Annotated in this window: 26 protein-coding genes and 2 pseudogenes; 13 read left to right on the top strand and 15 right to left on the bottom strand. The window is 69.0% G+C overall.

Annotation, left to right across the window (positions count from 1 at the left end):
• Nucleotides 1-89 precede the first annotated feature (89 nt).
• From Q7W02_20065 to Q7W02_20055, 3 genes are all read right to left on the bottom strand, one after another.
• Nucleotides 90-437 (bottom strand): RidA family protein, encoded by a 348-nt coding sequence (locus Q7W02_20065; protein ID MDO8478445.1) that lies wholly within the window; start codon nt 435-437, stop codon nt 90-92.
• 92 nt (nt 438-529) lie between these two features.
• The gene (gene nudC, locus Q7W02_20060; protein MDO8478444.1) at nt 530-1,402 is read right to left on the bottom strand and encodes an NAD(+) diphosphatase; all 873 of its coding nucleotides are present in this window, start codon (nt 1,400-1,402) and stop codon (nt 530-532) included.
• A complete protein-coding gene (locus Q7W02_20055; protein MDO8478443.1) occupies nt 1,399-2,478 on the bottom strand; it encodes an LLM class flavin-dependent oxidoreductase in 1,080 nt (359 codons plus the stop codon). The genes nudC and Q7W02_20055 overlap by 4 nt, the downstream gene beginning before the upstream one ends.
• A gap of 185 nt (nt 2,479-2,663) precedes the next feature.
• On the opposite strand from Q7W02_20055, the gene Q7W02_20050 reads away from it, so the two are divergent.
• Complete coding sequence (locus Q7W02_20050; GenBank protein ID MDO8478442.1) at nt 2,664-4,244, top strand: acyl--CoA ligase family protein; 1,581 nt, start codon at nt 2,664-2,666, stop codon at nt 4,242-4,244.
• Nucleotides 4,245-4,254: 10 nt separating this feature from the next.
• Here Q7W02_20050 and Q7W02_20045 read toward each other — a convergent pair whose 3' ends face one another.
• The gene (locus Q7W02_20045; protein ID MDO8478441.1) at nt 4,255-4,818 is read right to left on the bottom strand and encodes an HdeD family acid-resistance protein; all 564 of its coding nucleotides are present in this window, start codon (nt 4,816-4,818) and stop codon (nt 4,255-4,257) included.
• Nucleotides 4,819-4,913: 95 nt separating this feature from the next.
• Between Q7W02_20045 and Q7W02_20040 the strand changes: the two genes are divergently transcribed.
• Nucleotides 4,914-5,363: a MaoC family dehydratase gene (locus Q7W02_20040; GenBank protein MDO8478440.1), complete on the top strand. Its 450-nt coding sequence runs from the start codon at nt 4,914-4,916 to the stop codon at nt 5,361-5,363.
• On the opposite strand, the gene Q7W02_20035 is transcribed toward Q7W02_20040, so the two are convergent.
• Nucleotides 5,360-6,097, bottom strand: coding sequence for a DUF3750 domain-containing protein (locus Q7W02_20035; protein ID MDO8478439.1), 738 nt, complete (start codon nt 6,095-6,097; stop codon nt 5,360-5,362). The two genes, Q7W02_20040 and Q7W02_20035, sit on opposite strands and share 4 nt — an antisense overlap.
• A 300-nt stretch (nt 6,098-6,397) precedes the next feature.
• Nucleotides 6,398-6,628: pseudogene (locus Q7W02_20030) on the bottom strand (GIY-YIG nuclease family protein).
• Between Q7W02_20030 and Q7W02_20025 the strand changes: the two are divergent.
• The 8 genes and pseudogenes from Q7W02_20025 (at nt 6,622) to Q7W02_19990 (ending at nt 13,982) form a co-directional block, all read left to right on the top strand.
• Nucleotides 6,622-7,569: an acetamidase/formamidase family protein gene (locus tag Q7W02_20025; protein MDO8478438.1), complete on the top strand. Its 948-nt coding sequence runs from the start codon at nt 6,622-6,624 to the stop codon at nt 7,567-7,569. The pseudogene Q7W02_20030 and the gene Q7W02_20025 sit on opposite strands and share 7 nt — an antisense overlap.
• Nucleotides 7,570-7,663: 94 nt before the next feature.
• Nucleotides 7,664-8,545: a radical SAM protein gene (locus tag Q7W02_20020; GenBank protein MDO8478437.1), complete on the top strand. Its 882-nt coding sequence runs from the start codon at nt 7,664-7,666 to the stop codon at nt 8,543-8,545.
• Nucleotides 8,530-9,330, top strand: coding sequence for a metallophosphoesterase family protein (locus tag Q7W02_20015; GenBank protein ID MDO8478436.1), 801 nt, complete (start codon nt 8,530-8,532; stop codon nt 9,328-9,330). Before Q7W02_20020 ends, Q7W02_20015 begins: the two co-directional genes overlap by 16 nt.
• Nucleotides 9,331-9,343: 13 nt before the next feature.
• Nucleotides 9,344-10,858, top strand: coding sequence for a mercuric reductase (locus tag Q7W02_20010; protein ID MDO8478435.1), 1,515 nt, complete (start codon nt 9,344-9,346; stop codon nt 10,856-10,858).
• Nucleotides 10,855-12,303: a VTT domain-containing protein gene (locus tag Q7W02_20005; protein ID MDO8478434.1), complete on the top strand. Its 1,449-nt coding sequence runs from the start codon at nt 10,855-10,857 to the stop codon at nt 12,301-12,303. The genes Q7W02_20010 and Q7W02_20005 overlap by 4 nt, the downstream gene beginning before the upstream one ends.
• A gap of 37 nt (nt 12,304-12,340) precedes the next feature.
• Nucleotides 12,341-13,009, top strand: a complete 669-nt coding sequence (locus tag Q7W02_20000; GenBank protein MDO8478433.1) for a TIGR04283 family arsenosugar biosynthesis glycosyltransferase — start codon at nt 12,341-12,343, stop codon at nt 13,007-13,009.
• A 122-nt stretch (nt 13,010-13,131) separates the two neighbouring features.
• Nucleotides 13,132-13,446, top strand: a pseudogene (locus Q7W02_19995) (EthD family reductase).
• A 59-nt stretch (nt 13,447-13,505) separates the two neighbouring features.
• Entirely contained in the window at nt 13,506-13,982 is a 477-nt protein-coding gene (locus Q7W02_19990) for a DNA starvation/stationary phase protection protein (GenBank protein MDO8478432.1), read from the top strand.
• A gap of 61 nt (nt 13,983-14,043) precedes the next feature.
• Here the strand turns inward: Q7W02_19990 and Q7W02_19985 are convergent, their stop codons facing one another.
• Genes Q7W02_19985 through Q7W02_19975 form a run of 3 tightly spaced genes read right to left on the bottom strand, consistent with a single transcriptional unit; the run spans nt 14,044 to nt 16,253 of the window.
• On the bottom strand, nt 14,044-14,550 hold the full coding sequence (locus Q7W02_19985) for a DinB family protein (protein MDO8478431.1): 507 nt from the start codon (nt 14,548-14,550) through the stop codon (nt 14,044-14,046).
• 33 nt (nt 14,551-14,583) lie between these two features.
• Nucleotides 14,584-15,357, bottom strand: coding sequence for a TIGR00730 family Rossman fold protein (locus tag Q7W02_19980; protein ID MDO8478430.1), 774 nt, complete (start codon nt 15,355-15,357; stop codon nt 14,584-14,586).
• Nucleotides 15,354-16,253 (bottom strand): glycosyltransferase family 9 protein, encoded by a 900-nt coding sequence (locus Q7W02_19975; protein MDO8478429.1) that lies wholly within the window; start codon nt 16,251-16,253, stop codon nt 15,354-15,356. Before Q7W02_19975 ends, Q7W02_19980 begins: the two co-directional genes overlap by 4 nt.
• Before the next feature lie 68 nt (nt 16,254-16,321).
• Here Q7W02_19975 and purE point away from each other — a divergent pair, with 68 nt between their 5' ends.
• Genes purE through Q7W02_19960 form a run of 3 tightly spaced genes read left to right on the top strand, consistent with a single transcriptional unit; the run spans nt 16,322 to nt 19,200 of the window.
• Nucleotides 16,322-16,816: a 5-(carboxyamino)imidazole ribonucleotide mutase gene (gene purE / locus Q7W02_19970; protein MDO8478428.1), complete on the top strand. Its 495-nt coding sequence runs from the start codon at nt 16,322-16,324 to the stop codon at nt 16,814-16,816.
• A gap of 9 nt (nt 16,817-16,825) precedes the next feature.
• Nucleotides 16,826-17,764, top strand: a complete 939-nt coding sequence (locus Q7W02_19965) for an LLM class F420-dependent oxidoreductase (protein MDO8478427.1) — start codon at nt 16,826-16,828, stop codon at nt 17,762-17,764.
• Between the two features lie 2 nt (nt 17,765-17,766).
• Nucleotides 17,767-19,200 carry an amidase gene (locus Q7W02_19960; protein ID MDO8478426.1) on the top strand — a complete coding sequence of 478 codons (1,434 nt, stop codon included), beginning with the start codon at nt 17,767-17,769 and terminating at the stop codon, nt 19,198-19,200.
• Nucleotides 19,201-19,361: 161 nt separating this feature from the next.
• Here Q7W02_19960 and Q7W02_19955 read toward each other — a convergent pair whose 3' ends face one another.
• From Q7W02_19955 to Q7W02_19930, 6 genes are read right to left on the bottom strand one after another with little or no spacing between them, the layout of a single operon-like run.
• Entirely contained in the window at nt 19,362-19,694 is a 333-nt protein-coding gene (locus tag Q7W02_19955; GenBank protein ID MDO8478425.1) for a hypothetical protein, read from the bottom strand.
• 13 nt (nt 19,695-19,707) lie between these two features.
• Nucleotides 19,708-20,208: a hypothetical protein gene (locus tag Q7W02_19950; GenBank protein MDO8478424.1), complete on the bottom strand. Its 501-nt coding sequence runs from the start codon at nt 20,206-20,208 to the stop codon at nt 19,708-19,710.
• A 3-nt stretch (nt 20,209-20,211) separates the two neighbouring features.
• Complete coding sequence (locus Q7W02_19945) at nt 20,212-20,643, bottom strand: nitroreductase family deazaflavin-dependent oxidoreductase (GenBank protein MDO8478423.1); 432 nt, start codon at nt 20,641-20,643, stop codon at nt 20,212-20,214.
• 3 nt (nt 20,644-20,646) lie between these two features.
• Nucleotides 20,647-21,003 carry a hypothetical protein gene (locus Q7W02_19940; protein ID MDO8478422.1) on the bottom strand — a complete coding sequence of 119 codons (357 nt, stop codon included), beginning with the start codon at nt 21,001-21,003 and terminating at the stop codon, nt 20,647-20,649.
• Nucleotides 21,004-21,046: 43 nt separating this feature from the next.
• The gene (locus Q7W02_19935) at nt 21,047-21,805 is read right to left on the bottom strand and encodes an NAD(P)-dependent oxidoreductase (GenBank protein MDO8478421.1); all 759 of its coding nucleotides are present in this window, start codon (nt 21,803-21,805) and stop codon (nt 21,047-21,049) included.
• A gap of 3 nt (nt 21,806-21,808) precedes the next feature.
• Complete coding sequence (locus tag Q7W02_19930) at nt 21,809-22,939, bottom strand: serine hydrolase domain-containing protein (protein MDO8478420.1); 1,131 nt, start codon at nt 22,937-22,939, stop codon at nt 21,809-21,811.
• Nucleotides 22,940-22,947: the final 8 nt, after the last annotated feature.

The raw sequence follows: 22,947 nt of genomic DNA, 5'->3' as shown, positions 1-22,947 counted from the left end.
TTGAAATACGGCATCAGCCTTCGGGGATGGCTGGCCGACCGCGACAGGACTGGGCCGCGGATGCGTGAATTCAAGACCTGACCCTGCTGTTACTTCGCGGCGACGCCCGCGATCTCGACGAAGTACTTCGGCGCGGCCAGCCTCGCTTCGACCGTCGCGCGCGCGGGCGGGTTCGCCGGGTCCATCCAGGCGTCCCACACGCTGTTCATGTCGTCGAAGTAACGCATGTCGGCGAGCCAGATGGTGGCCGAGAGCAGCTTGGACTTACTGCTGCCCGCCGCGGCCAGGAGGTCGTCGAACTTCTTGAGGATCTGCTGGATCTGGCCCTTGACGTCCGTCGCGGCGTCACCGGCAATCTGGCCGGCGATGTAGATGGTGTCGCCGTGGACGACGGCGGCGCTCAGGCGCTTGCCGGGCTGTAGCCGCTGGATGCTCACTTGAGTGTCCTCCTTAGAGGGGAGAGAGGGTCACAGAGTCCGAAAATCCCTCTCCCCCATCGGGGGAGAGGGTAGGGTGAGGGGGCTGGGGATCATGGCGCCGCGGGGTTGGCGTAGTGTTCCATGATGAAGCCCGCGATGCTGTGGCGGGAGGGACGGTGGGGCAGAGCGTCGCCGGGGAACCAGCGCGCGTCTTCCAGCTCCGAGTGGTCCACGCGGATCTCGCCGCCGGCGTACGTCGCGACGAAGCCCAGCATGATCTGGCTCGGGAAGGGCCAGTTCTGGCTGCCGACGTAGTGGATGTCCTTCACGTCCACGCCGACCTCTTCTTTGACTTCGCGCGCCACGCAGCCCTCGAGGGACTCGCCGTTGTCCACGAAGCCCGCGACCAGCGCGTAGCGGCCGGGCGCCCATTCGGCCTTGCGCGCGAGCAGCACGCGGCCCCCGTCGCGCACCATGATGATGACCGCCGGGTGCAGGTGCGGGTAGTGCTCGTAGTGGCAGCGCGGGCAGCGCTTGCCCCATTCCCCCTCGATGCGCGTGGTCGGCTCGCCGCAGCGGGGGCAGAAGCCGCTCGTGCTCTGCCACCACAGCGCCTGCATGGCCATGCCGCCCAGGGATAGGAGGTCGTCCGGCAGCTTCGTGCCGCGCATGGGGACGAGCGTCTCGCGCTTCAAGCCCTCCGGAAGGGCGGCGTCCTTCGGGAGCTCGGCGGTGAAGCAGGGCGCGCCCCGCAGCGTGCCGAGCCAGAACGGCTCCTTGACCGCCGATTCGAGCCCGGCCGGCAGGGCGCCCTCGGGCAGGCGGAGCGCGTCGCCGGCGGGCACGACGACCAGCTGCTGGTCCTGGACGAGCAGCCAGAGCCCGCGCCCCTCGGGCGGGCCGCCGCCGCGCTTGGCGGGCTCGAAGTCGGCGCCCAGCACCTCGCGGTTGAAGGGCAGGTAGACGGACAGCGGTGTCGTCACCGGGAGGCCCCTTGCTCGAGGCGCTGCAGAGCGGGCATGACTTCCTTCGCGAACAGGCGCATGTTGCGCTCGGCCTCGGCGGCCGGCATGCCCGCGTAGGAGAAGACGCCGACGTAGTGGTCGTTGCCGACGCGGCGGCGGATATCGAGGATCTTCTCGTAACACTGCTCGGGCGTGCCCCACACCTGGAGGTCCACGAAGAAGTCTATGACCTTCTCGTCGCCGTACGTATGGATCTTGTCGGCCATCTTGGCGTAGTACTCGTAGCCCTTGGTCTTCGCCATGTGGTCGCCGCCGAACTGGTAGTGGTCGAGCACGGTGCGGAAGTAGCCGCCGATCCATCGGCGGGCCTCTTCGCGCGCGCGCGCCGGATCGGGATCGCAGAAGGTCCACCCCGCCGAGATCGGCGCCGGCGGCTCGACGCCGTTGATCTGCCGGTAGAGCGCGTGGTACTCGACGAGCTCCTTGGCGACCTCGGGCCACGGCTTCTGCGGGATGATGAGGATGCCCACGCCCAATTCCGCCATGATCTTCACCGACTCGGGCGACACGGCCGCGGCGTAGGTCCGGCCGCGGAAGCTCTTGAAGGGCGCGGGACGGATGTCGGCGCGCGGCTGGCTGACGAACTGCCCGTCGAACTCGCAGTAGCCCTTCTCGAGGCCTTCGAGCAGCATCCGCGCGTATTCCACGAAGCGGTCGCGGCTTTCGTCCATGGGCACGCGCAGACCTTCGAACTCGACCTTGCCCGCGCCGCGCCCCAGCCCCAGGATCATCCGGCCGCCCGATATATTATCGAGCATCGATATTTGTTCCGCGACGCGCATCGGGTCGTGCCACGGCAGCACCACCACCATGGAGCCCAGCGCGACGCGCGTCGTTCGCCCTGCCATGTACGTCAGGAACTGCAGCACGTCGGGGCACATGGTGTAGTCGGTGAAGTGGTGCTCGACGCTCCAGATGGAGTCGAAGCCGAGCGGCTCGCAGAGATCGGCGAGCCGGAGGTCGTCACGGTAGACGTCGAAGTCGCTGCGGGCCCTGCCGGGGTTCTGGAAGACGGCGGCCATGCCGACGCGCATGCAGGTTCCCTCCTTGGGAGACGAGGCGTGCGCCTCGGCCCGCCAATTTTGCCCCACGACGAGGCCTCGCGCAAGGCCGGGGCCCTTCCTGCTGACGGATTGACAAACCGCGCCTTTCGACTAGGCTAGAGCGCGCCCTGCCACGGCGGCGGGCGGAGACCGCAACCCCATTCGGAGGCTCTGCAATGAAGCATCGCGATGTGTACCGGACCGAGCTCACGCCCGTGAGCTTTCTCGAGCGCAACGCCTACGTCTTCCCGGACAAGACGGCCGTCATCCACGGCAGCCGGCACTACACGTACCGGCAGTTCGCGGAGCGCGTGAACCGCCTGGCGTCCGGGCTCCGCAAGGCCGGCATGAAGAGGCACGACAGGGTCGCGTTCATCTGTCCGAACATTCCGGCCATGCTCGAGGCGCACTATGGGGTCCCGCTGGCGGGCGGTATCCTGGTCGCGATCAACATCCGGCTCTCCTCCGACGAGATCGACTACATCCTCAAGCACTCGAGCTCGAAGTTCCTGTTCGTGGACGCCGAGTTCGAGCCCGTGATCAAGCACCTCGATCTCTCCGGCCTTAAAGTGGTCCGCGTGGACGACACGGGCGCCGCCGGCGACCCCTACGAGGACTTTCTCGCCACGGGCGCGCCCGGCGCCGTCGAGCCGGTCCTCGAGGACGAGGAGGAGATGATCTCGATCAACTACACCTCGGGCACGACGGGCCGCCCGAAGGGCGTCATGTACTCGCACCGCGGCGCCTGGGTCAACGCGATGGGCGAGATCGTCGAGACGGGGATGAACTTCGAGACGAAGTACCTCTGGACGCTCCCCATGTTTCACTGCAACGGCTGGTGCTTCACGTGGGCGGTGACGGCGGTCGCGGGAACGCACGTCTGCTTGAGACGCGTCGAGTCCACGCGCATCTGGGAGCTGCTCGAGTCCGAGGGCATCACGCACTACTGCGGCGCGCCCACGGTCCAGATCGGCGTGGTCAACGACCTCAAGGCCCACCGACTCGCGCGTCCGGTCACGGTCACCGTCGCCGGCGCGCCGCCCTCGCCGACGCTCCTGGGCAAGTTGAAGGAGCTGAACTTCCGCCCGGTGCACGTCTACGGCCTGACCGAGACGTACGGCCCGCACACGGTCTGCGCCTGGCACAAGGAGTGGGACAGCCTGCCCGCCGAGAAGCAGGCGGCGCTGGCCGCGCGGCAGGGGCAGGGCTACGCGATCTTCGACCTGGTCCGCGTGGTGGACGAGGAGATGAACGACGTGCCGCGGGACGGCGAGACGCTGGGCGAAGTCGTCATGGTCGGCAACAACTGCGCCAAGGGCTACTTCGAGCAGCCGGAGGCGACGGCGGAGGCCTTCCGCGGCGGCTGGTTCCACTCGGGCGACATCGGGGTCTGGCACCCCGACGGCTACATCGAGCTGCGCGACCGGAAGAAGGACATCATCATCTCGGGCGGTGAGAACATCTCGACCATCGAGGTGGAGCAGTGCGTGGCCAAGCACCCGGCCGTGATGGAGTGCGCCGTCGTCGCCGTGCCGGACGAGAAGTGGGGCGAGCGGCCCAAGGCTTTCGTCACGCTCAAGCCGGGCCAGCAGGCGACCGAGAAGGACATCATCGAGTTCTGCAAGCAGCACATTGCGCACTTCAAGGCGCCGGCGGCGATCGAGTTCGGGGACCTACCGAAGACCTCGACCGGCAAGGTCCAGAAGTTCGTCCTGCGCGACAAAGAGTGGAAGGGCCGCGAGAAGCGAATTAACTAGGTTCTGCGGGTCAGGCGCGGTGCGTTTTCGGGTGCTGTGCGTGCCACTGGGTCCGGAGTCTCAGGGCCACGGCGACCAGCAGCACTCCGAAGCAGAGCGAGTACGCGCCCACCAGCCAGCCCAGCGCCAGGAGCCCCGCCCACGGCAGCAGGACCATCAGCACGCCGAAGGCCGCCGTCAGCGCGCCGTTGACGACCAGCACGCGCTCGTCCCGGATGTCGCGGCGGAGCCGTATGGCGGCGAAGATGTGGAGGATGCCACTCGCGAAGGCGAAGCCGCTCACGACGAAGAGCCATAAGCGGGCGGCCGCGTCGGGGCGCAGCAGGGCGAGGAGCCCGACGGCGACGGCGATCACACCCTCGGTGGTGAGCGGCCAGGAGCGCTCCCGGTTTTCCTCGGACCGCACGCCGGCGACGATGGCGAGGATGCCGCTCAGGAGCACGGCCACGCCGAACCCCAACACGAGGGTGGGCAGCGCGATGCCGGGCCGTGTCAGCGCGAAGAGCCCGAAGAGGATAGCCAGGACGCCCCGAGCCGCCAGGGCCTTCCAGTTCCGCGCCAGCCCGCTGTACATGGCGGCATTCTATCAGCGTCGCGCCTCCGCGCGTGTAAGATACGGGAGCCGGGCGGCCGGAGACGGGGCCCGCAACCACGAGGAGGAGACGATCCGTGCGCTACTGGGATGACATCAAGGAAGGCGAGGTTGTCGAGCTCGGCAGTCGGACCATGGAGAAGGACCGCATGGTCGCATTCGCCCGCGAGTTCGACCCGCAGCCGTTCCACACCGACGAGAAGGCGGCCGAGGCGAGCATCTGGGGCGGGCTCATCGCCAGCGGCTGGCTGACCGGCAGCGTGCTGATGCGCATTTTCTACGACGGCTACCTCAAGGACACGGCGAGCCTGGGTTCGCCCGGGATCGACGAGCTGCGCTGGCTCAAGCCCGTGCGCCCCGGCGACACGCTCACCGTGCGACTCACCGTGCTGGAGACCGCGGCGTCGCGCAGCAAGCCCGACCGCGGCATCGTCCGCTCGCTGATGGAGGTGGTGAACCAGCACGGCGAGATCGTCATGACCACGAAGGGCGTCAACTTCTTCCGCCGCCGTCCGGCAGGCGGCTAGGGCACGCCCACTCGGCCGACGGCGGGAAGCTTCACCGCGGGACGCTTCAGGTCGAGGCCGAAGATGAGACCGAGCACGTTGACCTCGAGCCCTTCGTCCCAGGCGGCCATGACGCCCAGCAGGCCCAGCGCCGAGAGCTGGAGGCCCGTGCCGCTCGGAGCCACGCCGATGGGCGCGCCGTCTGGAAGATAGTCCTTGCCGATGGCCGTCGGCGGCAGGTTCAGCCGGAGCTCCGGCACCCCGCGCGCGACGAAGGCGGTGAAGGTGTTGCTGTTGGGGCCTGGCCAGGTTCGGTACGACGCGCCGTAGGGATAGGCGGCAACCGCGGCCTGGACCTTCTCGATGACCGCGTCCACGTCGGGGCCGCGGAGATCCACCAGGAGATCGGGCCGGCTGCCGAACCAGTGGTTGTCCGGTCCGGTGCGGTTGACGCGCAGGGCCGGCGCGCCGCGGTCCACGCCCCAGCCCATCACTTCGTAGCGGGTGTAGGAAGAGGCGCCGCTCTGCTTGACGGCGATCCACGTGTGCACGGCCAGGAGGCCGCGCAAGCCGACGGTGCGCGCGGCGTAGACCTGCACCACCGCCTCGGGCGTGGTGGCCGGATCGGGCGCCTGGCCCGACGGCTCGCGTGAGAGCTGCCACCAGTCGCCCCGGGTCCGCTCGAGCGTGGAGCAGCCTGACACCGTCGCGAGAGCGCAGGCGAGCACGACGAGGCGGCATGCGCGCGCGGTCATAGGCGCACAGCATACCCCGCGATACGGTGCCGGGGCGAGAAGCCGGGCTCGCTAGATGAGCGGCACGGGGTAGCGGAAGGGCGCCCAGCCGATGCCGGCCACGGGCTTCGGTGTGTAGGCGGCGACCTTGCGAGACGAGGCCTTCGCCGCCGGCTTCCGGGCCGACGCCTTCTTCGCTGCCGGCTTCTTCGCTACGGGCTTCTTCGCGGCCTTCCTCGGAGCGGTCTTCTTCTTTGCCATGCGCGGGAGTCTACACCAGCGCTGTCCGCGGAGCAATCGCCGCGGCGCCCCCCGGCGGGCAAGGGCCAGCTTGCGGGCGCGCGGCAGCCGCTTGATCGCGGCCTCGCGCCGGAGGGCGGCGGAGCGGTCCCGATGCCGCTGGCACCACCTCAGCCTGACGGGCAGCCGGCTCCGTGTATACTTCGACGCGACCCCGCGGGCGTGCTGGCCGAGGCGGCGGGGCAGGTCGTTCGAGATACCGGTGTACAGCGTGCCGTCGGCGCACTCGAGGAGGTAGCAGACCCATGCCATCAGGCGCCAGTATGCCCGAGCTCGACGCGGGGCAGGTGCATTACGAGTGGAACAACGCCATCGCGCCCCGGCTCGAGATCGAGCCCGGCGACACGGTGGTCTTCCAGACGCGAGACGCCGCCGACGGCTTCTACTCGCGGGCGTCCAGCCACGCCGACGTGCTCAACCGCGGGCCCTTCCGCGGACATCCTTTGACGGGCCCCGTGCGCGTCAAGGGCGCCGCGCCCGGCGACGTGCTCGTGGTCGAGATCCTCGACGTGAAGCCCGCCGCCGACTTCGGCTGGACGGCGATCCGTCCCGGGCGCGGGCTCCTGCCCGAGTCGGATTTCTCGAAGCCGTTTCTCCAGATCTGGGATCTCTCCGATGGCACGCACGCGCGCATGGACCGCCGCGTCGCCGTGCCCATCGAGGCGTTCCCCGGCGTCATGGGCACGGCGCTCGACGAGCCCGGTGGGCACAGCACCATGCCGCCCAGGAAGAACGGCGGCAACATGGACATCAAGCAGCTCACGCGCGGTGCGACGCTCTACCTGCCGGTGTGGGTGCCGGGCGCGCTCTTCAGCGTGGGCGACGGGCATGCCGCGCAGGGCGACGGCGAGGTGTGCGTCACCGCCGTCGAGATGCGCGCGCAGGCAACGCTCCGCTTCGGCCTCGAGAAGGGCCGCCGCCTCGAGGAGCCCCAGCTCCGCACGACCCGCCCGCTCGCCGCGGGGACCAACACCGCGCCCTGGTTCGCGACGACGGCCCACGGACCCGATCTCTTCGCGGCCGCGCAGCGGGCCACCCGCCACATGATCGACCACCTGGTGAGGGAGCGCGGTTTCTCCAGGGAGGAGGCCTACATCGTGTGCAGCGTGGCGGCCGATCTCAAGATCAGCGAGATCGTGGACGCGCCCAACTGGATCGTCTCCGCCTTCATGCCCGAGAGCATCTTCCCCTGATTTCACGGGGTTGTGACAATCCGGCCGGACCCGCCCGTACACTACAGCCGGGAGCGTGACGAGAGCGCCTATGTCGAGCCGAATGAGCTTGCCCTTGCTGAGCAGTGAGCCCGGCGCCGGTCACGCGCCGGTCGTGCCCTTCCTCCGCCTCTCGGCGCTCTGGATCCAGATCACGGGCACCTGGTGCAACCTCGAGTGCACCCACTGCATCAACGCCTCCGGCCCCGACGACCCTTGGCTCAAGCCCATCGCGCCCGAGGTCGCGCGCGAGGCCATACGGGAGGCCGACGAGCTCGGCGTCAAGGAGATCTACTTCACGGGCGGCGAGCCGTTCCTCCACGGCGAGTTTCTGGCGCTCCTGGCCGACGCGCTCGCGGTGGCGCCGACGACGGTCCTCACCAACGGCACGCTCATCGACGACGCCATGGCCGACCAGCTCGCCGCGCTGGCCCGGGGCGCCGCCTACTCGCTCGAGATCCGCGTGAGCCTCGACGACACCGACCCGGAGAAGAACGACAGGGTCCGCGGAGCCGGCGTTTTCGACAAGGCCGTGCGCGCCATCCAGCTCCTGCACGAGCGCGGGCTCCTGCCCATCGTGACCGCGACCGAGATCACGAGCCACGAGCACGCGGGCGGGCGGGGGATGTACGAGCGCTTCCGCGGGTTCCTCGCGGGCCTCGGCATCGAGAAGCCGCGCGTGAAGATCATGCCGGTCTTCGCTCTCGGGCGCTCGAGCCGCGGCGGCGGGCGCCGCCTCACCGAGGACGACCTCGAGGGCTTCGACCGCGGGACGCTCCAGTGCTCGGAGTCCCGCGTCGTCGCCGATGGCGGCGTCTACGCCTGCCCCATCCTGGCGGGTCTGCCAGGCGCGAAGCTCTCGGACGGCGGCCTCGAAGCCTCGTTCCGCGACGCCCCCCTCTACCATCCTTCCTGTGTCACCTGTCACGAGACGGGGATGACGTGCAAGAACGGATAGCCGAGTACCGGCGCGTGGCGCTCTTCGGCGGCGTGTACAACAACGCGCTGGCTCTCCACGCGACGCTCGAAGACGCGAGACGGCGCGACGTCGAAGCGGTGTTCTGCCTCGGAGACATGGGCGGTTTCGGGCCTCATCCCGACCGCGTGTTCCCTCTCTTGAAGGCCCACGATGTCCTCGCGATCCAGGGCAACTACGACGAGTCGCTGGCGCAGGGCAAGACCGACTGCGGCTGCGGTTATACCGACCCGCGCGACAATCACTTCGCGCGCATCAGCTACGAGTACACGTTCGCCAACACCTCGACCGAAAACAAGGCGTGGCTCGGCGCGCTGCCGGGAGGCCGCCGGATCCGCCTGGGCAACCACCGGGTGCTCATGTGCCACGGGTCTCCGAGGGTCATCAACGAGTTCCTCTGGGAGTCGGCGACGCCGACGGGGCTCCTCAAGCGCCTCCTGGGACAGGCGGAGGCCGACGTGCTCGCCTGCACGCACACGGGGATCAAGTGGCACCGGCCGCTGCCCGACGGGAGGCACGCCGTCAACGTGGGCGTGATCGGGCGACCGGAGAACGACGGCTCGAGCAACGTCTGGTACACGGTGCTGACCGCCGGGCCCGACCTCTCGGTCGAGTTCATCCCCGTGCACTACGACTTCGAGACGCTGGCCTGCCAGATGGAGCAGGAGGGGCTGCCGCCCGAGTTCGCCGAGACCGTGCGTACCGGCTGGTGGACCACCTGCCTCGAGAACCTCCCATCCAGAGAACGCTCGCGCGGCAAGTTCTGACGCGGCTCTGCAGATGGTAGTGGATGTGCTTCCCAACGATGCCCACAACGCCCTACTGGTGGCGAATGTCCACCCGCCCGACTGGCGCCAGCCCAACCCGGCGCCGCGCTACAACCTGGTCGTCATCGGCGGCGGCACCGCCGGGCTGGTGACGGCGGCGGGCGCGGCCGGCCTCGGCGCGCGCGTGGCGCTCATCGAGCGGCACCTCCTGGGCGGCGACTGTCTCAACGTCGGCTGCGTGCCCTCGAAGTGCGTCATCCGTTCATCGCGGGTGGTCGGTGATATCCGCGCGGCCGGGGCGCTCGGCGTAAGGGTAAACGGAGCCGTCGAGCCAGACTTCGGCGCGGTGATGGAGCGCATGCGCGGCATCCGCGCGCGGATCAGCCGCCACGACTCCGCCGAGCGCTTCAACGGGCTCGGCGTGGACGTCTTCCTCGGCGACGGGCGCTTCACGGGGCCCGACATCGTCGAGGTCAACGGCACGGCTCTCCGATTCAAGAAGGCCGTCATCGCGACGGGTGCCCGCGCGCGCCACCCGATGGTCCCCGGGCTCGCCGAGGCGGGTTTCCTCACCAACGAGACCGTGTTCGAGCTGACGGAGCGCCCGCGACGCTTGGCCGTCATCGGCGCCGGTCCCATCGGCTGCGAGCTGGCGCAGGCCTTCAGGCGCCTGGGCTCCGAAGTAACGCTGCTTCACACCGGTGGCCACATCCTGAACCGGGAGGACGCGGACGCGGCCGGGATCGTCCAGCGCGCCTTCGTCGACGAGGGCATCCACCTCGCCCTCGACGCCAGGCTCACGCGCGTCGAGCCGAGCGCCGACGGCAAAGTGCTTCACTGCGAGACGCCGCGCGGGCCCCTGCGGGTCGTGGTCGACGAGATCCTGGTGGGCGCCGGCCGCGTGCCCAACGTGGACGGCCTCGGCCTCGAGACCGTGGGCGTCGCCTACGACCGGAAGGCCGGCGTCACGGTCAACGACCGCCTGCAGACCTCGAACCCGCGGATCTATGCCGCGGGCGACATCTGCATGAGCGAGAAGTTCACCCACGCCGCCGACTTCGCGGCGCGGGTCGTGATCCAGAACGCGCTCTTCCTCGGGCGCAAGACGCTGTCGGCGCTGACCATCCCGCGGTGCACCTACACGGATCCGGAGATCGCCCACGTCGGTCTGTACGAGCGCGACGCGGAGAAGCGCGGCATTCCAATCGACACGTACCTCCGGCCGTTCTCCGAGGTGGATCGCGCCGTCGCCGACGGCGAGGAAGACGGCTTCGTGAAGGTGCACGTGCGCAAGGGCGGCGACAAGATCGTCGGCGCCACCATCGTGGCCCGGCACGCGGGCGAGATGATCAACGAGCTGACCCTCGCCATGACGGCCGGCGTCGGGCTCGGGCGCCTCGCCTCCGTCATCCACCCGTACCCGACGCAGGCCGAGGCCATCCGCCAGGTCGGCGACATGTTCAACCGCACGCGGCTCACGCCCAAGGTCAAGCGGCTCTTCGCCGCGTGGCTGAGGTGGTCACGATGAGGCGCGGCTGGGTCCGTCCGGTTATCGCTCTGCTGCTCGTCGCGGCCGGCATCGTCGCGGCGCGCTCGCTCGGACTGGGTGACCTGATCCGCCTCGAGAACGTCGCCAGGCTCAAGCTGTGGATCGAGGGCTACGGCGCGCTGGCGCCCGCCATTTACGTCGTGGGGTACATCCTCGCCACGGTCTTCTTCGTGCCCGGACTGCCCATCACGGTGCTGGGCGGCGTCGCCTTCGGGCCGCTGTGGGGCACGCTCTACGTCTGGATCGGGGCCACGATCGGCGCGGGGCTGGCCTTCCTCGTTGCGCGGTATGCCGTGCGCAGCACGGTGGAGCGCTGGGTCCAGGCGAGCCCGCGCATCGCCAAGGTAGACGGGCAGGCGGCCAAGCACGGCTGGCGCATCGTGATGCTGACGCGGCTCGTCCCGATCTTCCCGTTCAACCTCCAGAACTATGCCTACGGCATCACGCGCATCGGCTTCTGGCCCTACCTCATCACCTCGTCCATCTGCATCCTGCCGGGCACCGCGGCCTTCACCTTCGCTGGCGGCGCGCTCAGCGACGGGCGCGGCGACGTCAGGCGGACGCTGGCCTACCTGGCGATCGCGGGCGTGCTGCTGGTGCTCATCTCGCTGATCCCGCGCTGGCTCCAGCGCCGGAGCAAGCTGGCGGGCGATCTCTTGAAGGCCGCGGTCATCGCGGCGCTCCTTGGCGTCGCGCTGCCCGCTGACGCCGCGGGTGACGACGCCTACGCACGGCTGCTGAAGGCGCATGTCAGGCCGGGGACGGCAAGCGGCATCAAGCTCGCGCTCGTGGACTACCGGGCCGTCAAGGCCGATCCCGCGTACGCCCAGGCGCTCAATGCGCTGGCCGAGTCTCGGCCGGACGCTCTTACGAGTGATGCCGAGCGCATCGCCTTTTGGGTCAACGCCTACAACCTCGCCGCGATCAAGGCCGTGCTCGACCAGTACCCGACGAAGAGCATCAGGGATGGCGGCAGCCTGCTGTCACCCATCTGGAAGAAGAAGGTCGCCACGGTCGGCGGCGTGCCGTATGCCCTCGATGACATCGAGCACGGCATCCTGCGCAAGGCGTTCAGGGAGCCGCGCGTGCACTTCGCCATCGTCTGCGCGTCGCTGTCGTGCCCCGATCTCCGAGCTGAGCCCTTCGACGCGACGCGGCTCGACACCCAGCTCGACCAGCAGGCGGCCGCGTTCCTGTCGAACGCGACCAAGGGTCTAAAGCCCGGCGCCGACGGCAAGACGGCTCGCGCGTCGTCCATCTTCAAGTGGTTCGCCGGAGACTTCGCGGCTTCGGGAGGCGTGGCGGCCTTCATCCGCGCCAAGTCGAGCCCGGACGTCGCCGCCCGTTTCGGCGCGCTGACCGACGTGGGGCTGTCGTACCTCGACTACGACTGGAGCCTCAACGATACTGCGCGGAGCTCGTGAGGCTCCGGCGCCGGCGCGCCTTCTGATCAGCATCGTCATCCCCGCCCTCGACGAGGCGCCCAACCTCGAACGCCTGCTGCCCGATCTCGTGGCGCGCTTCCCCGGCGCCGAGGTCGTCCTGGTGGATGGCGGCAGCACGGACGCGACGGCCGCCATCGCGGCGCGCTCCCCGCAAGTCCGGCTGCTCGCGAGCCCCCGCGGGCGCGCGCGCCAGATGAACGCGGGAGCGCGCGCGGCGCGCGGCGACGTCCTGCTCTTCCTCCACGCCGACACGCTCCTGCCCGACGGCGCGCTCGCCGCCGTGGAAGCCGCGGCCAGAGATCCCGGCGTCGTCGCGGGGCGCTTCGACGTCCGCTTCGACAACCCGCGGCCCGTGTTCCGGATGATCGCCTGGTTCATGAACCAGCGCTCCCGCTGGAGCGGCATCTCGACGGGCGATCAGGCCATCTTCGTCTGCCGGGAGCCCTTTGAAGCCTTGGGCGGCTATCCGGACATGCCGCTGATGGAAGACGTCGAGCTCTGCCGACGCCTCAAGCGTCGTGGGCAGATGGCCGCCCTGCGGATGGCCGTGACGACGTCGGCCCGGAAGTGGGAGCGGGAGGGCGCGCTCCGGACTATCCTCCTCATGTGGGCGCTCCGCTTCTTCTATATGGCCGGGGTTGCGCCGGCCCGGCTCCACCGCTGGTATTACCGGCGCGAGCCCTGAACAAATTCCGGGGGTCCTCCGCCGCTGCCTCCACGAGAGGGGCTTCCAGGTCATCGGCTGGCAGAGCCTTCCCCCCGTGGGTACAATGACTCCATACCCACGGTATTAAAGGAGGCAGGCCCATGTTCCGCGTTTCCGTGATGTACGCCGGCAAGAACGGGGGCAAGTTCGACCTCGACTACTACGCCAAGAAGCACATGGCACTCGTGCGCGAGCGCCTGGGCTCCCTCGGTCTCGTGCGCACCGAGGTGGACAAGGGGCTCGCGGGAGGTGCGTCGGGGCAGGCTGCGCCCTAGGTGTGTACCGGCCACCTCTACTGGAACTCCCTCGACGACTTCCAGAAGGGCATGAAGGCCCACGGCAAGGAGCTCATGGGCGACGTGCCCAACTTCACCAACCTGACCCCGCAGATGCAGATCAGCGAAATCCTGGCGTAAGGGCCTGCGACCATCGGGCGCGCCGCGGCATCTAAACAAGCAGAAAGGAGTTCTTACCCATGAAGCCCAATATTGGTATCCCAGACGCGAACCGGGACGGCGTCATCAAGCTCTTGGCGCCACTCCTGGCTGACGAATACCTGCTGTACACCAAGACCCGCAACTACCACTGGAACGTGGTGGGCCCGCAGTTCAACGACCTGCACAAGTTCTTCGAGGCGCAGTACGAGGAGCTCGACGGTTTCGTGGACGAGGTCGCCGAGCGCATCCGTCAGCTTGGCGCCAAGTCACCCGGCACGCTGACCGAGTTCACCAAGGCCACGCGTCTCAAGGAGCACCCTGGGCAGCACCCGGACGCCACGGGCATGCTGTCCGCCCTGCTGGCGAACCACGAGGACGTGATCCGGACGCTGCGTGGGGATCTCGCGACCGCCATGGACAAGTTCAGCGACGCCGGCACCAGCGACTTCCTCACGGGCCTGATGGAGAAGCACGAGAAGATGGCCTGGATGCTTAGAGCGTTCGTCGAAGCCTAACCCGGTCCTTCCACAACCACGGGGTGGGGCGGCGACGAGCCGTCCCGCCCCGTTCTCGCTTTTACTTCGCGTCGGGCAGGCCTGCCGCCTTGCGGATCTTGGCGATTTGCCCCGCGTGGTCGTTCCAGTGGTACTCGAAGAGCGCGCCGACGTAGGTCGGGATGTCGACCTCGTCGGTGCCCATGATCTCCTTGAAGAGCGGGATGCGCGACTTGCGGCTGAGCTCTGCCTCGCTGAGCCCGTCGAGATAGGCCATCACCTCGCGCCGCTGGGCGTCGAGGGCGTCCATGTACTGCTTGAGGGTCATGGCCTTGCGCTCGCTGCTGACGTCGGTCTCGCTCGGCTTGATGTCGATCACGGGCAGGTTCTGGTGGGCGAAGGATTTGAGCACCGGCACGGGCTTCCAGCCGGGCTCGAAGAGCATGTGGCAGAGGACCTCGCGGGTGGTCCACTGTCCCGGGGCGTCGCTCTTGTCGAGGTGCGGCTCCATGCCCTGGAGCTGCGATCTCAGCTGCGCCCAAGCCTTGTCGCTGCGGCCGCGGAGCTCGTTGACTTTCGCGTGTGCCATGGCCCGGATCCTCCCGTGCGTGATTCTACCGCCTTACTCGCCGAGGAACCAGCGGCGCTTCATCCTCGGCCCGTAGGTGAGCCCGAAGCGCTGCAGGCCGATGTTGCGGACGTGGGCCGCCGCATCCTCCGGCGAGTCGGTCACGAAGAACTCGTCCACGTCCACGGGGTCGATCGTGCCTTCCTTGACCAGCGAGGCGCGCATGAAGTCCAGCAGCGGCTTCCAGAATTCGACGCCCATGAGCACGATCGGGAAGCCGGCGATCTTGTGGGTCTGGACGAGCGTCGCCGCCTCGGTTACCTCGTCGAGAGTCCCGAAGCCTCCGGGCATAGCGATGAATGCGTAGGAGTACTTGACGAGCATCACCTTGCGGACGAAGAAGTGGCGAAACGTCACCCACCGATCGAGGTAGGTATTGGGCTTTTGTTCCTGGGGCAGCTCGATGTTGCACCCGATGGAGCGGCCGCCCGCCTCCTTGGCCCCGCGGTTCGCCGCCTCCATGATCCCGGGGCCGCCACCCGTCATGACGGTGAAGCCGTCCCGTGCCAGCTGGGCCCCGACCCGGCGCGCCATCTCGTAGTACTTGTGCTGCTCCGGGAAACGGGCCGAACCGAAGACGGTGACGCAGGGCCCGATGAAGTGCAGCGCCCTGAAGCCACGGATGAACTCGACGAAGATCCTGAGCGCCCACAGGAGCTCGCGGAGCCGCGACTGGGGGCCCGCGAGGAACCGCCGGTCGTCGGGATCGGCGGAGACCTCGCCCCACCGGCGCCGCCTCCGCGCGCGCAGCTCCATGTCGCCCGTCATGGCAGGTCTCCTTCGGATCCGACGCCCAGCGCCACGGCGGTGGGCGCCCACGGGGCCCACTGCCTGAGCGTCTCGGGCGGATAGAGGATGACGCTCGGTGTCCCCACGCATGCGGCCAGGTGGCTCACGCCCGAGTCGCTGCCGAAATAGGCCTGGGCCAGCGCCAGCGCGCCCGCCAGCTCCGTCAGCGACGGCTCGAGGTAGCGATGCGCGGGGATGCCGAGTGTGGTGACGAGCGCGTCCACCGCGGGGCCGTCGGCCGGACCCTGGTGCACCACGACCTCGAAGCCGGCGCCTGCCACCATGCGCTCGAGCGCCTGGGCGAAGCGCGCGGCCGGAGCCTGCTTCCAGCGCGCGCCGGCGCCTGGGTGCGCGATGAGGAGCGGGCGGCCTTCGTCCACGCCAAGCACCATGAGCGCGGTTCGCGCGGCGATGCGCCAGCGTTCGGTGGTCGCGAGCGCATGGAGCTCGGCAGGACGCGCCACGCCCCACGGGTGGAGCGTCGCGACGAGGTGCTCCCAGACGGTCAGCGGAGAGTCGTCGTCGGGCACCGGCGGCGCCACGATCACGTCGGGGACGAGCGCGCCGAGCCGCCCTGCGTAGCCGGGCTCGCGGGCGCCGAACCACGAGACGACGCGCCGGAAGTGCCCAAGCCTCGACGCGAGACGGTCCGGCACCTGCACGTCGGCGAAGAGCGCTTCGAGGCCGAAGGTGTCGAACGATGTCGCCGCGAGCACGAGGCCCGAGCCCTGGAGCAGCTCGCCCAGCCGCGGCTGGCCCGCGAAGGTCAGCCGGTGGCCGAGGCGCCCGAGCGCTTCGAGCGCCGGCACGGCCTGGAGGACGTCGCCGAGCGCGCCTGGGTGAATCACGAGGGTGTCGATGGGTTCTTGAGCCACGGAGCCCTATTATCCCCGAAACCGCTTGACTAACCGCATAGCCTGCGGCATCGTTCGGTCTCCAGCGTATGCCTCACGCCAATCCGCCTCTCGTCGCCGTCATCATGGGCAGCAAATCCGACTGGGAGACCATGCGCCACACCGACCTGCTGCTGGCGCAGCTCGGCGTGCCGCACGAGTGCAAGGTCATGTCCGCCCACCGCACCCCCGGCTTGACCGCCGAGTACGCCGCCAAGGCCGAGGCCCGCGGCATTGAGGTCATCATCGCGGCGGCCGGCGGAGCCGCGCACCTGGCGGGCGTCGTGGCGGCCCACACCGTCCTGCCCGTCTTGGGCGTGCCCATCGAGAGCCGGGCGCTCAAGGGCATCGACTCCCTCCTGTCCACGGTGCAGATGCCCGGCGGCATTCCCGTGGGCACGATGGCCATCGGCAAGGCGGGCGCCATCAACGCGGCGCTCTTCGCCGCGGCCATCCTCGCCAACCACCGGCCTAAGCTCAGGAAGAAGCTCCACGCCTTCCGCGAGAAGCAGGCGCGAAAGGTCAAGCAGGAAACCCTTCCGTAAGGAGCCAGCATGCGCTTCGCCATTTTCTCCAGCATGGGCAATACCACTTGGAACGACGTCGTCGCGCTCTGGCGCCACGCGGAGCAGACGGGCTGGGACGCGGCATGCGTTACCGACCACTTCATGCCGAACACCCCCGACCGGGTCGGCGACATGCTCGAGAGCTGGACGACGCTCACCGCATTGGCCGCGCTCACCAAGCGGATGCGGGTCGGGACCATCGTCTCGGGCAATACCTACCGCCATCCCGCGGTGCTCGCCAAGATGGCCGCCAACGTGGACATCATCTCGGGCGGCCGTCTCATCTGCGGCATGGGCGCCGGCTGGCAGGAGAACGAGCACACGGCCTACGGCATGCCGTTCTACACGGTGGGCGAGCGGCTCCAGCGCCTCGACGAGGCCTGCCAGGTCTTGAACATGCTCTGGACCCAGGAGCGCTCGACCTTCAAGGGCAAGTACTACCAGCTCGACGACGCGCCACTTATGCCCAAGCCGGTCCAGAAGCCGCGCCCCGAGCTGATGATCGGCGGCGGCGGCGAGAAGGTCACGCTCAAGATCGTCGCGCGCTGGGCCGACCACTGGAACGTCTGGGGCGGCCCGGAGACCCTCGCGACGAAGGGAAAGATCCTCGACGGGTACTGCGCGGCCATCGGGCGCGATCCCAAGACCATCCTGCGCTCGGCCGTCATGGTGCCGGTGCTCAGCGAAGACCGCGCCGAGATCGACAAGATCCAGCAGATTTTCATGAAGCGCATGGCACGCGACGAGGAGTCGGCCAAGGACACCCTGCTCGCGGGCAGCGTCGCCCAGATCCAGGACAAGCTCGGCAAGCTCCGCGAGTCCGGCGTCGGCCTGCTCTTCATCCCGACCATGTTCCTCGGGAAGGACCAGCTCAAGCCGCTCGACACGTTCATAGAGAAAGTCGCTCCCGCTCTCCGCAAGGCGTAGGCGTGAAGGCCTTCGCGGACTTCGAGCAGTACGACGCCCTCGGCCTGGCGGATCAGGTCAAGCGCGGCAAGGTCTCGCCCACCGAGCTGCTCGAGGCCGCCATCGAGCGCGTCGAGGCGCGCAACGGCGCGGTCAACGCCGTGACCATGAAGCTCTACGACTACGGCCGCAAGACCATCGCCGACGGCCTGCCCGACGGCCCGTTCACGGGCGTGCCATTTCTCCTCAAGGACCTGACGGCTTCGCTGGCGGGCGTCAAGATGACGCGCGGCTCGAAGTTCTTCGCCGACGCGCCGCCGCCCACGGCCGACAGCGAGCACGTGAAGCGGCTCAAGTGGGCGGGCCTCGTCATCTTCGGCCGCACCAATACCTGCGAGCTCGGGCTCTCGCTGACCTGCGAACCGCAGCTTTACGGCCCGACCAAGAGCCCGTGGGATCTCACGCGTATCTCTGGCGGCTCGAGCGGCGGCGCGGCGGCGTCGGTCGGCGCGCGCATGCTGCCGATGGCGCACGGCTCGGACGGCTTCGGCTCGATCCGCGTCCCCGCGGCCTGCTGCGGCATCGTCGGGCTGAAGCCCACACGCGGGCGCAATACGCTGGCGCCGTATACGGGCGAGGGGCTCGGCGGCTGCTCGACCGAGCACGCGCTGACGCTTACGGTGCGCGACACCGCGGCGCTCCTCGACGCCACCGCCGGCGCGGGCCCCGGCGATCCCTACGTCGCGCCGCCTCCGCCGCGGTCCTTCCTCGCCGACGTCCAGGCCGAGCGCAGGCCGTTACGCATCGCCTACACGACCGCGGCGCCGAACGGCGCTCCCGTCGATACCGAGTATCTGAAAGCCCTCGCCGAGACGGTCGTCCTCTGCAAGGACCTGGGCCACAAGGTCCAAGAGGCCGATCCGGAGATCGACCGCGCGGATGTCGTGCCGACCTTCCTCACGCTGGCCGCCGCCAACATGGTGGTGAACCTCGCGAGCCACCCGACGGCGGGGCGCCCGGCGCGCAAGGGCGAGGTCGAGAACGTCACGTGGGGCACGGCGCAGAAGGGCGAGAAGATCGCCGCCGCCGACTACGTGCGCGCGACGCAGACGATGCACCGCCTCGGCAGGCAGATGGCGGCCTTCCACGCGGGCTACGACGTACTGCTGACGCCGGGCCTCGGCACGCTGCCGCCCAAGCTCGGCTGGATCGACATGATGCTGGAGGACGTGGACGAGTACTGGCGCCGCGTCTTCACCTTCTCGCCCTTCACCGTCTGGTTCAATCTCACCGGCCAGCCGGCGCTGATGCTCCCGCTCGGCCGCACGGCCTCGGGCTTCCCCATCGCGGTCCAGCTGGCAGGGCGCTACGGCGAGGAGGGCACCATCCTCTCGCTGGGCGCCCAGCTCGAGAAAGCGCACCCCTGGTTCGACAAGAAGCCGCCTATCGCGTCCTGAGGGCGCTCTCCTAGCCTGAATTATCGACGGGCACGTGTTGCGCGTCCTCGGCTCCCCCTCACCCTGCCCTCTCCGGGGGCGAGGGTATCGAAACGGCTCCCTCTCCCTCGGAGAGGGAGAGGGTCGGGTGAGGGTGGCGCTCTGTTCGTGAATAATCCGGACTAGGGCGCCGCCCTCTCCATCTTCTCGAAGTACTCGAAGATCGATCTGTCGTCTGACCAGCTGTGCAACTCGCCATCAGGCTGCTGTAGCCACAGCGTTTCTGGATCCTCCGGAGCGCCCGTCAGAGCGGTCCAGAGTTGGCCGGCCTCATGAGTCAAGCCGGTGGGAACTCCCGCTTCATCAAGCCCGGCCAGCGACCTCTTGAGTCTGAGACGGTCGCCCGCCCTGAGGCCGCATCGGTAAATCTGCACAGTAAAGTTTGTGACAGGTACGTACTCATCCTGCCCGTCCTGCTTCCTCCGTCGGAGGATGTACCGCCTTTTCTCGTTCATCTCGCCTGTGCGTCTATCGCGTCGTGAGCTGGGAGCGGAGCACGGTGCCTGCGAGGGCGGCGTCGAGGACGGCGTTTAGGGCGAAGGAGAGGACGAGCGGCCGGAGCGAGATGAGCGTGGCCAGCTTCTCGCTGTAGAACCAGATGGGCCAGAACACGACGCCGACGAGCAGGACCGCCACGTTGATGATGACCACCGCCGCGCCGAACTTCAGCAGCTGAACCATCGAGGCCGTCGCGTCACGGCGGCGCCCCAGCCGCCCCACGACGATCGCGCCCGCGACACACACGCCGAGCGGCACCGCCATGAAGACGGCCGCTAGTATCAGGACGCCGAAGGCCGTGGGCAGGCCGAAGAGGAAGAAGACCGTCCGCGCTCCGGTATCGGTGCTGACCATGTTGCCGAGAACGCTGACCGCGAGGCTGACGGCCAAGGTTAGAACGGGATAGGCCGCAGTGGCGGCGACTGTCTGAAGGACCGTGATGACTCCGAGGCCCACGGGGATCAGTCGCACGGGTCAGCCCACGATGGCGAAGACCGGGTGCCGCGGCGCCTCGGCGCGGAAGGCGTCAAGGTCGGACTCCGGCCTCACGTCGAAATACGGGCGGGTGATCGGCACGCGCGTCACGTACCACTTGAGCACGGCAGCGGCCTCCTCGGGCTTGATCTCACGCACCGCGACCGCCTCGGTGCGCCCGCAGTGCGAGAGGGTAGCCCGTCCAGTCGCGCGCAGGTTTCGCACCCAGGCGACCTCGCCGTACGGCGAGACGAGCCAGCGCCGCCCGCCTTCCTCCACGAGCGTCACGGGCGTGGAGCGGGGCACGCCGCTCCGCCGCCCCGTGACGGTCAAGAGATACGTGCGCGCGGGGCCGAGTCCCAGCCGCACCAGCATGCGAACGAGCCCGTTGGCCGCGCGCCGCGCGAGGCCGCGCTGGTACTGGGCGGCCACGGGCTACGGCAGGATGCGCTGGTAGAGGACGTGGCGGCGGTTCTTGGTGAAGGGGCGCACCTGCCCGGGCCAGCGCCCCTGGTCCACCGCGGCGCCCCACCCGGGGCTCGTCAGCACGTCGGGGCTCTCGATCTCGTAGGTCGCGGAGTACGTCGGCTCGTTCTCCGCGACGATGGTCTTCTTCTCCCCGCCGATGATCATGGTCAGCGTGGTCTTCTTGAGCCGCGCGACCGCGATCACGCCCGGCACCTTCAGCAGCAGGGGCACGTGCTCGGTGTCGTAGACCTCGTTGAAGAGCTTCTCCTGCGCGGGTTCGACGTCCATGGCTGCGGTGAAGAGGTAGCGGGTCTGGATGGCCATCGGTCGGGTCTCCTTATTAAAGGATAGGTGCGGAGCAGGGGGGTCAGCGATACGTCTCGGCCGCGTCCACGGGCTCCCAGCCCAGGACGGCACGCGGGTGCTCGAGGTCGCGATAGCCCCACTTGTTGCGAGAGGTGCCGAAGAAGATGTCGTAGCGGAGCGCTTCCGACGCCTCGACGCACCGCTCGATGAGGCGCACGATGTCGCGCTGGCTGCACCAGACCGAGAAGTCGCGCGGCGATGCCGGCCTGTCCTCGGCGTGCACGCGCCCGATGCGCACGCAGATGATCGACAGCCCGTGGGTGTCGGCGAACTGGCGGCCGAGCGCCTCGCCCCAGACCTTGCTGACGCCATAGAGCGCGGCGGGCCTGACGGGCGAGAGATGCGTCAGCATCGGCCACGAAGTCAGGCCGTCGTAACGGCCCGCCACCAGATCGCTGTACGGCTTGTCCTTCTCGATGCCACTGACCGTTGCGCCGCTCGACGCGAAGACCACGCGCTTGACCTTGGCACGCCGCGCGGCTTCGTAGACGTTGTAGGTGCCGGTGACGTTGTTGTGCAGGATGCTGTCCCACGGCGGGTTCGGGCTCGTGGCATCCGCCGCGAGATGCACGACGGTGTCCACGCCCTCGAACGCGGGCGCGATCGCCTCGAGGTCCGCGATGTCCGCCCGGTGGCAGGGGACACCATCGACTGCGCCGCGATTCAGCGCGCGCAGGTCGAAGCGGCCTCCCAACTGTTTCCGGAGCGCGCGGCCGATCAGGCCGCTCATCCCGGTGACGAGCACGGAGCGTCTCACCATGGCTTACCGGATCGCCGAGTGGGCGAGGTTCGACACGACGTCCATCCGCTGGCTGTGCCAGGGATCCGGCACGCGGCTATTGGTCAGGTAGGCGAACGAGACGCCCGACTCGGGATCGGCCCAGCAATACGACGAGCCGACTCCACCGTGGCCGAAGGCACGCGGCGAGGCCAGCGAGCCCAGCCCGCGGATGGTCTCCGTCGTCCCGCGCGAGTGGGGGCCGAGGCCCCGGTGCATGGGCATGTTTATATAGCCGTCCACGCGGTCTCCCGTGAAGTTTCGCGTGACGTACTCGACCATGCGCGGCGAGAGGAGCCGCACGCCGTTGACCTCTCCACCGCGGGCCATCATCTGGTAGAAGGTCACCATGGCGCGCGCCGTCGCGTAGCCGCCGCTGCTCGGCGCGCCCGCGCGGCGGAACTCGGGATTGTTCTCATCCGCGCGGCGGACCTGCCGGCCGCCATCCGCCGCGGGCTCGTGCATGTCCACGGCGCGGCCGGCTTCCGCATCCGGCAGGCCGACGAAGAGCTCGTTGCCAAGCCCCAGCGGCTCGATGACGTTGGCGCGGATGAAGTCGCGGTAGTCGGTCTTGGTCAGCGCTTCGATCATCGCCGCCGCCGTCCAGTGGGCCGCCATGCTGTGGTAGTGCACGCGCGAGCCCGGCGTCCATTCGAGCGTGAAGGCGCAGACGGTCTTCCGCAGGAGGTCGTGATCCTCCCACACGGTCTTGGGTACCTGCGCATTCGGGAAGCCGCCCTGGTGCGTCAGGAGCTGGATCACGGTGATGTCGCCCTTGCCATTCTGCTCGAAGCCCGGCAGGTGCTCGGCCACGCGGTCGGTGAACGAGAGCGCCCCGCGCTCGACCAGGAGCCAGACGGCGCAGGCCGTCACGACCTTGGTGTTCGAGTACAGGAGCCAGAGCGTGTCCTCCGACGCCGTAGCCCGCGCGGGATCGATGCGGGCGTCGCCGATGGTCTCGAACAGGGCCAGCTTACCCCGGCGGGCCATCGCGATCTGCGCGCCCGGGTAGCGCCCTTCGGCGATATGGCGCGTCACGGTCTCGAGCAGGCGATCGAGCGCTTTCGGGTCGAGGTCGAGGGAAGCGGGCGTGGCGCGGTCGAGCTTCGCCATCATGGCAGGGG

Source organism: Candidatus Rokuibacteriota bacterium (assembly GCA_030647435.1).
Taxonomy (GTDB): Bacteria; Methylomirabilota; Methylomirabilia; order Rokubacteriales; family CSP1-6; genus AR37.
This window is presented reverse-complemented; position numbering and strand designations above follow the sequence as displayed.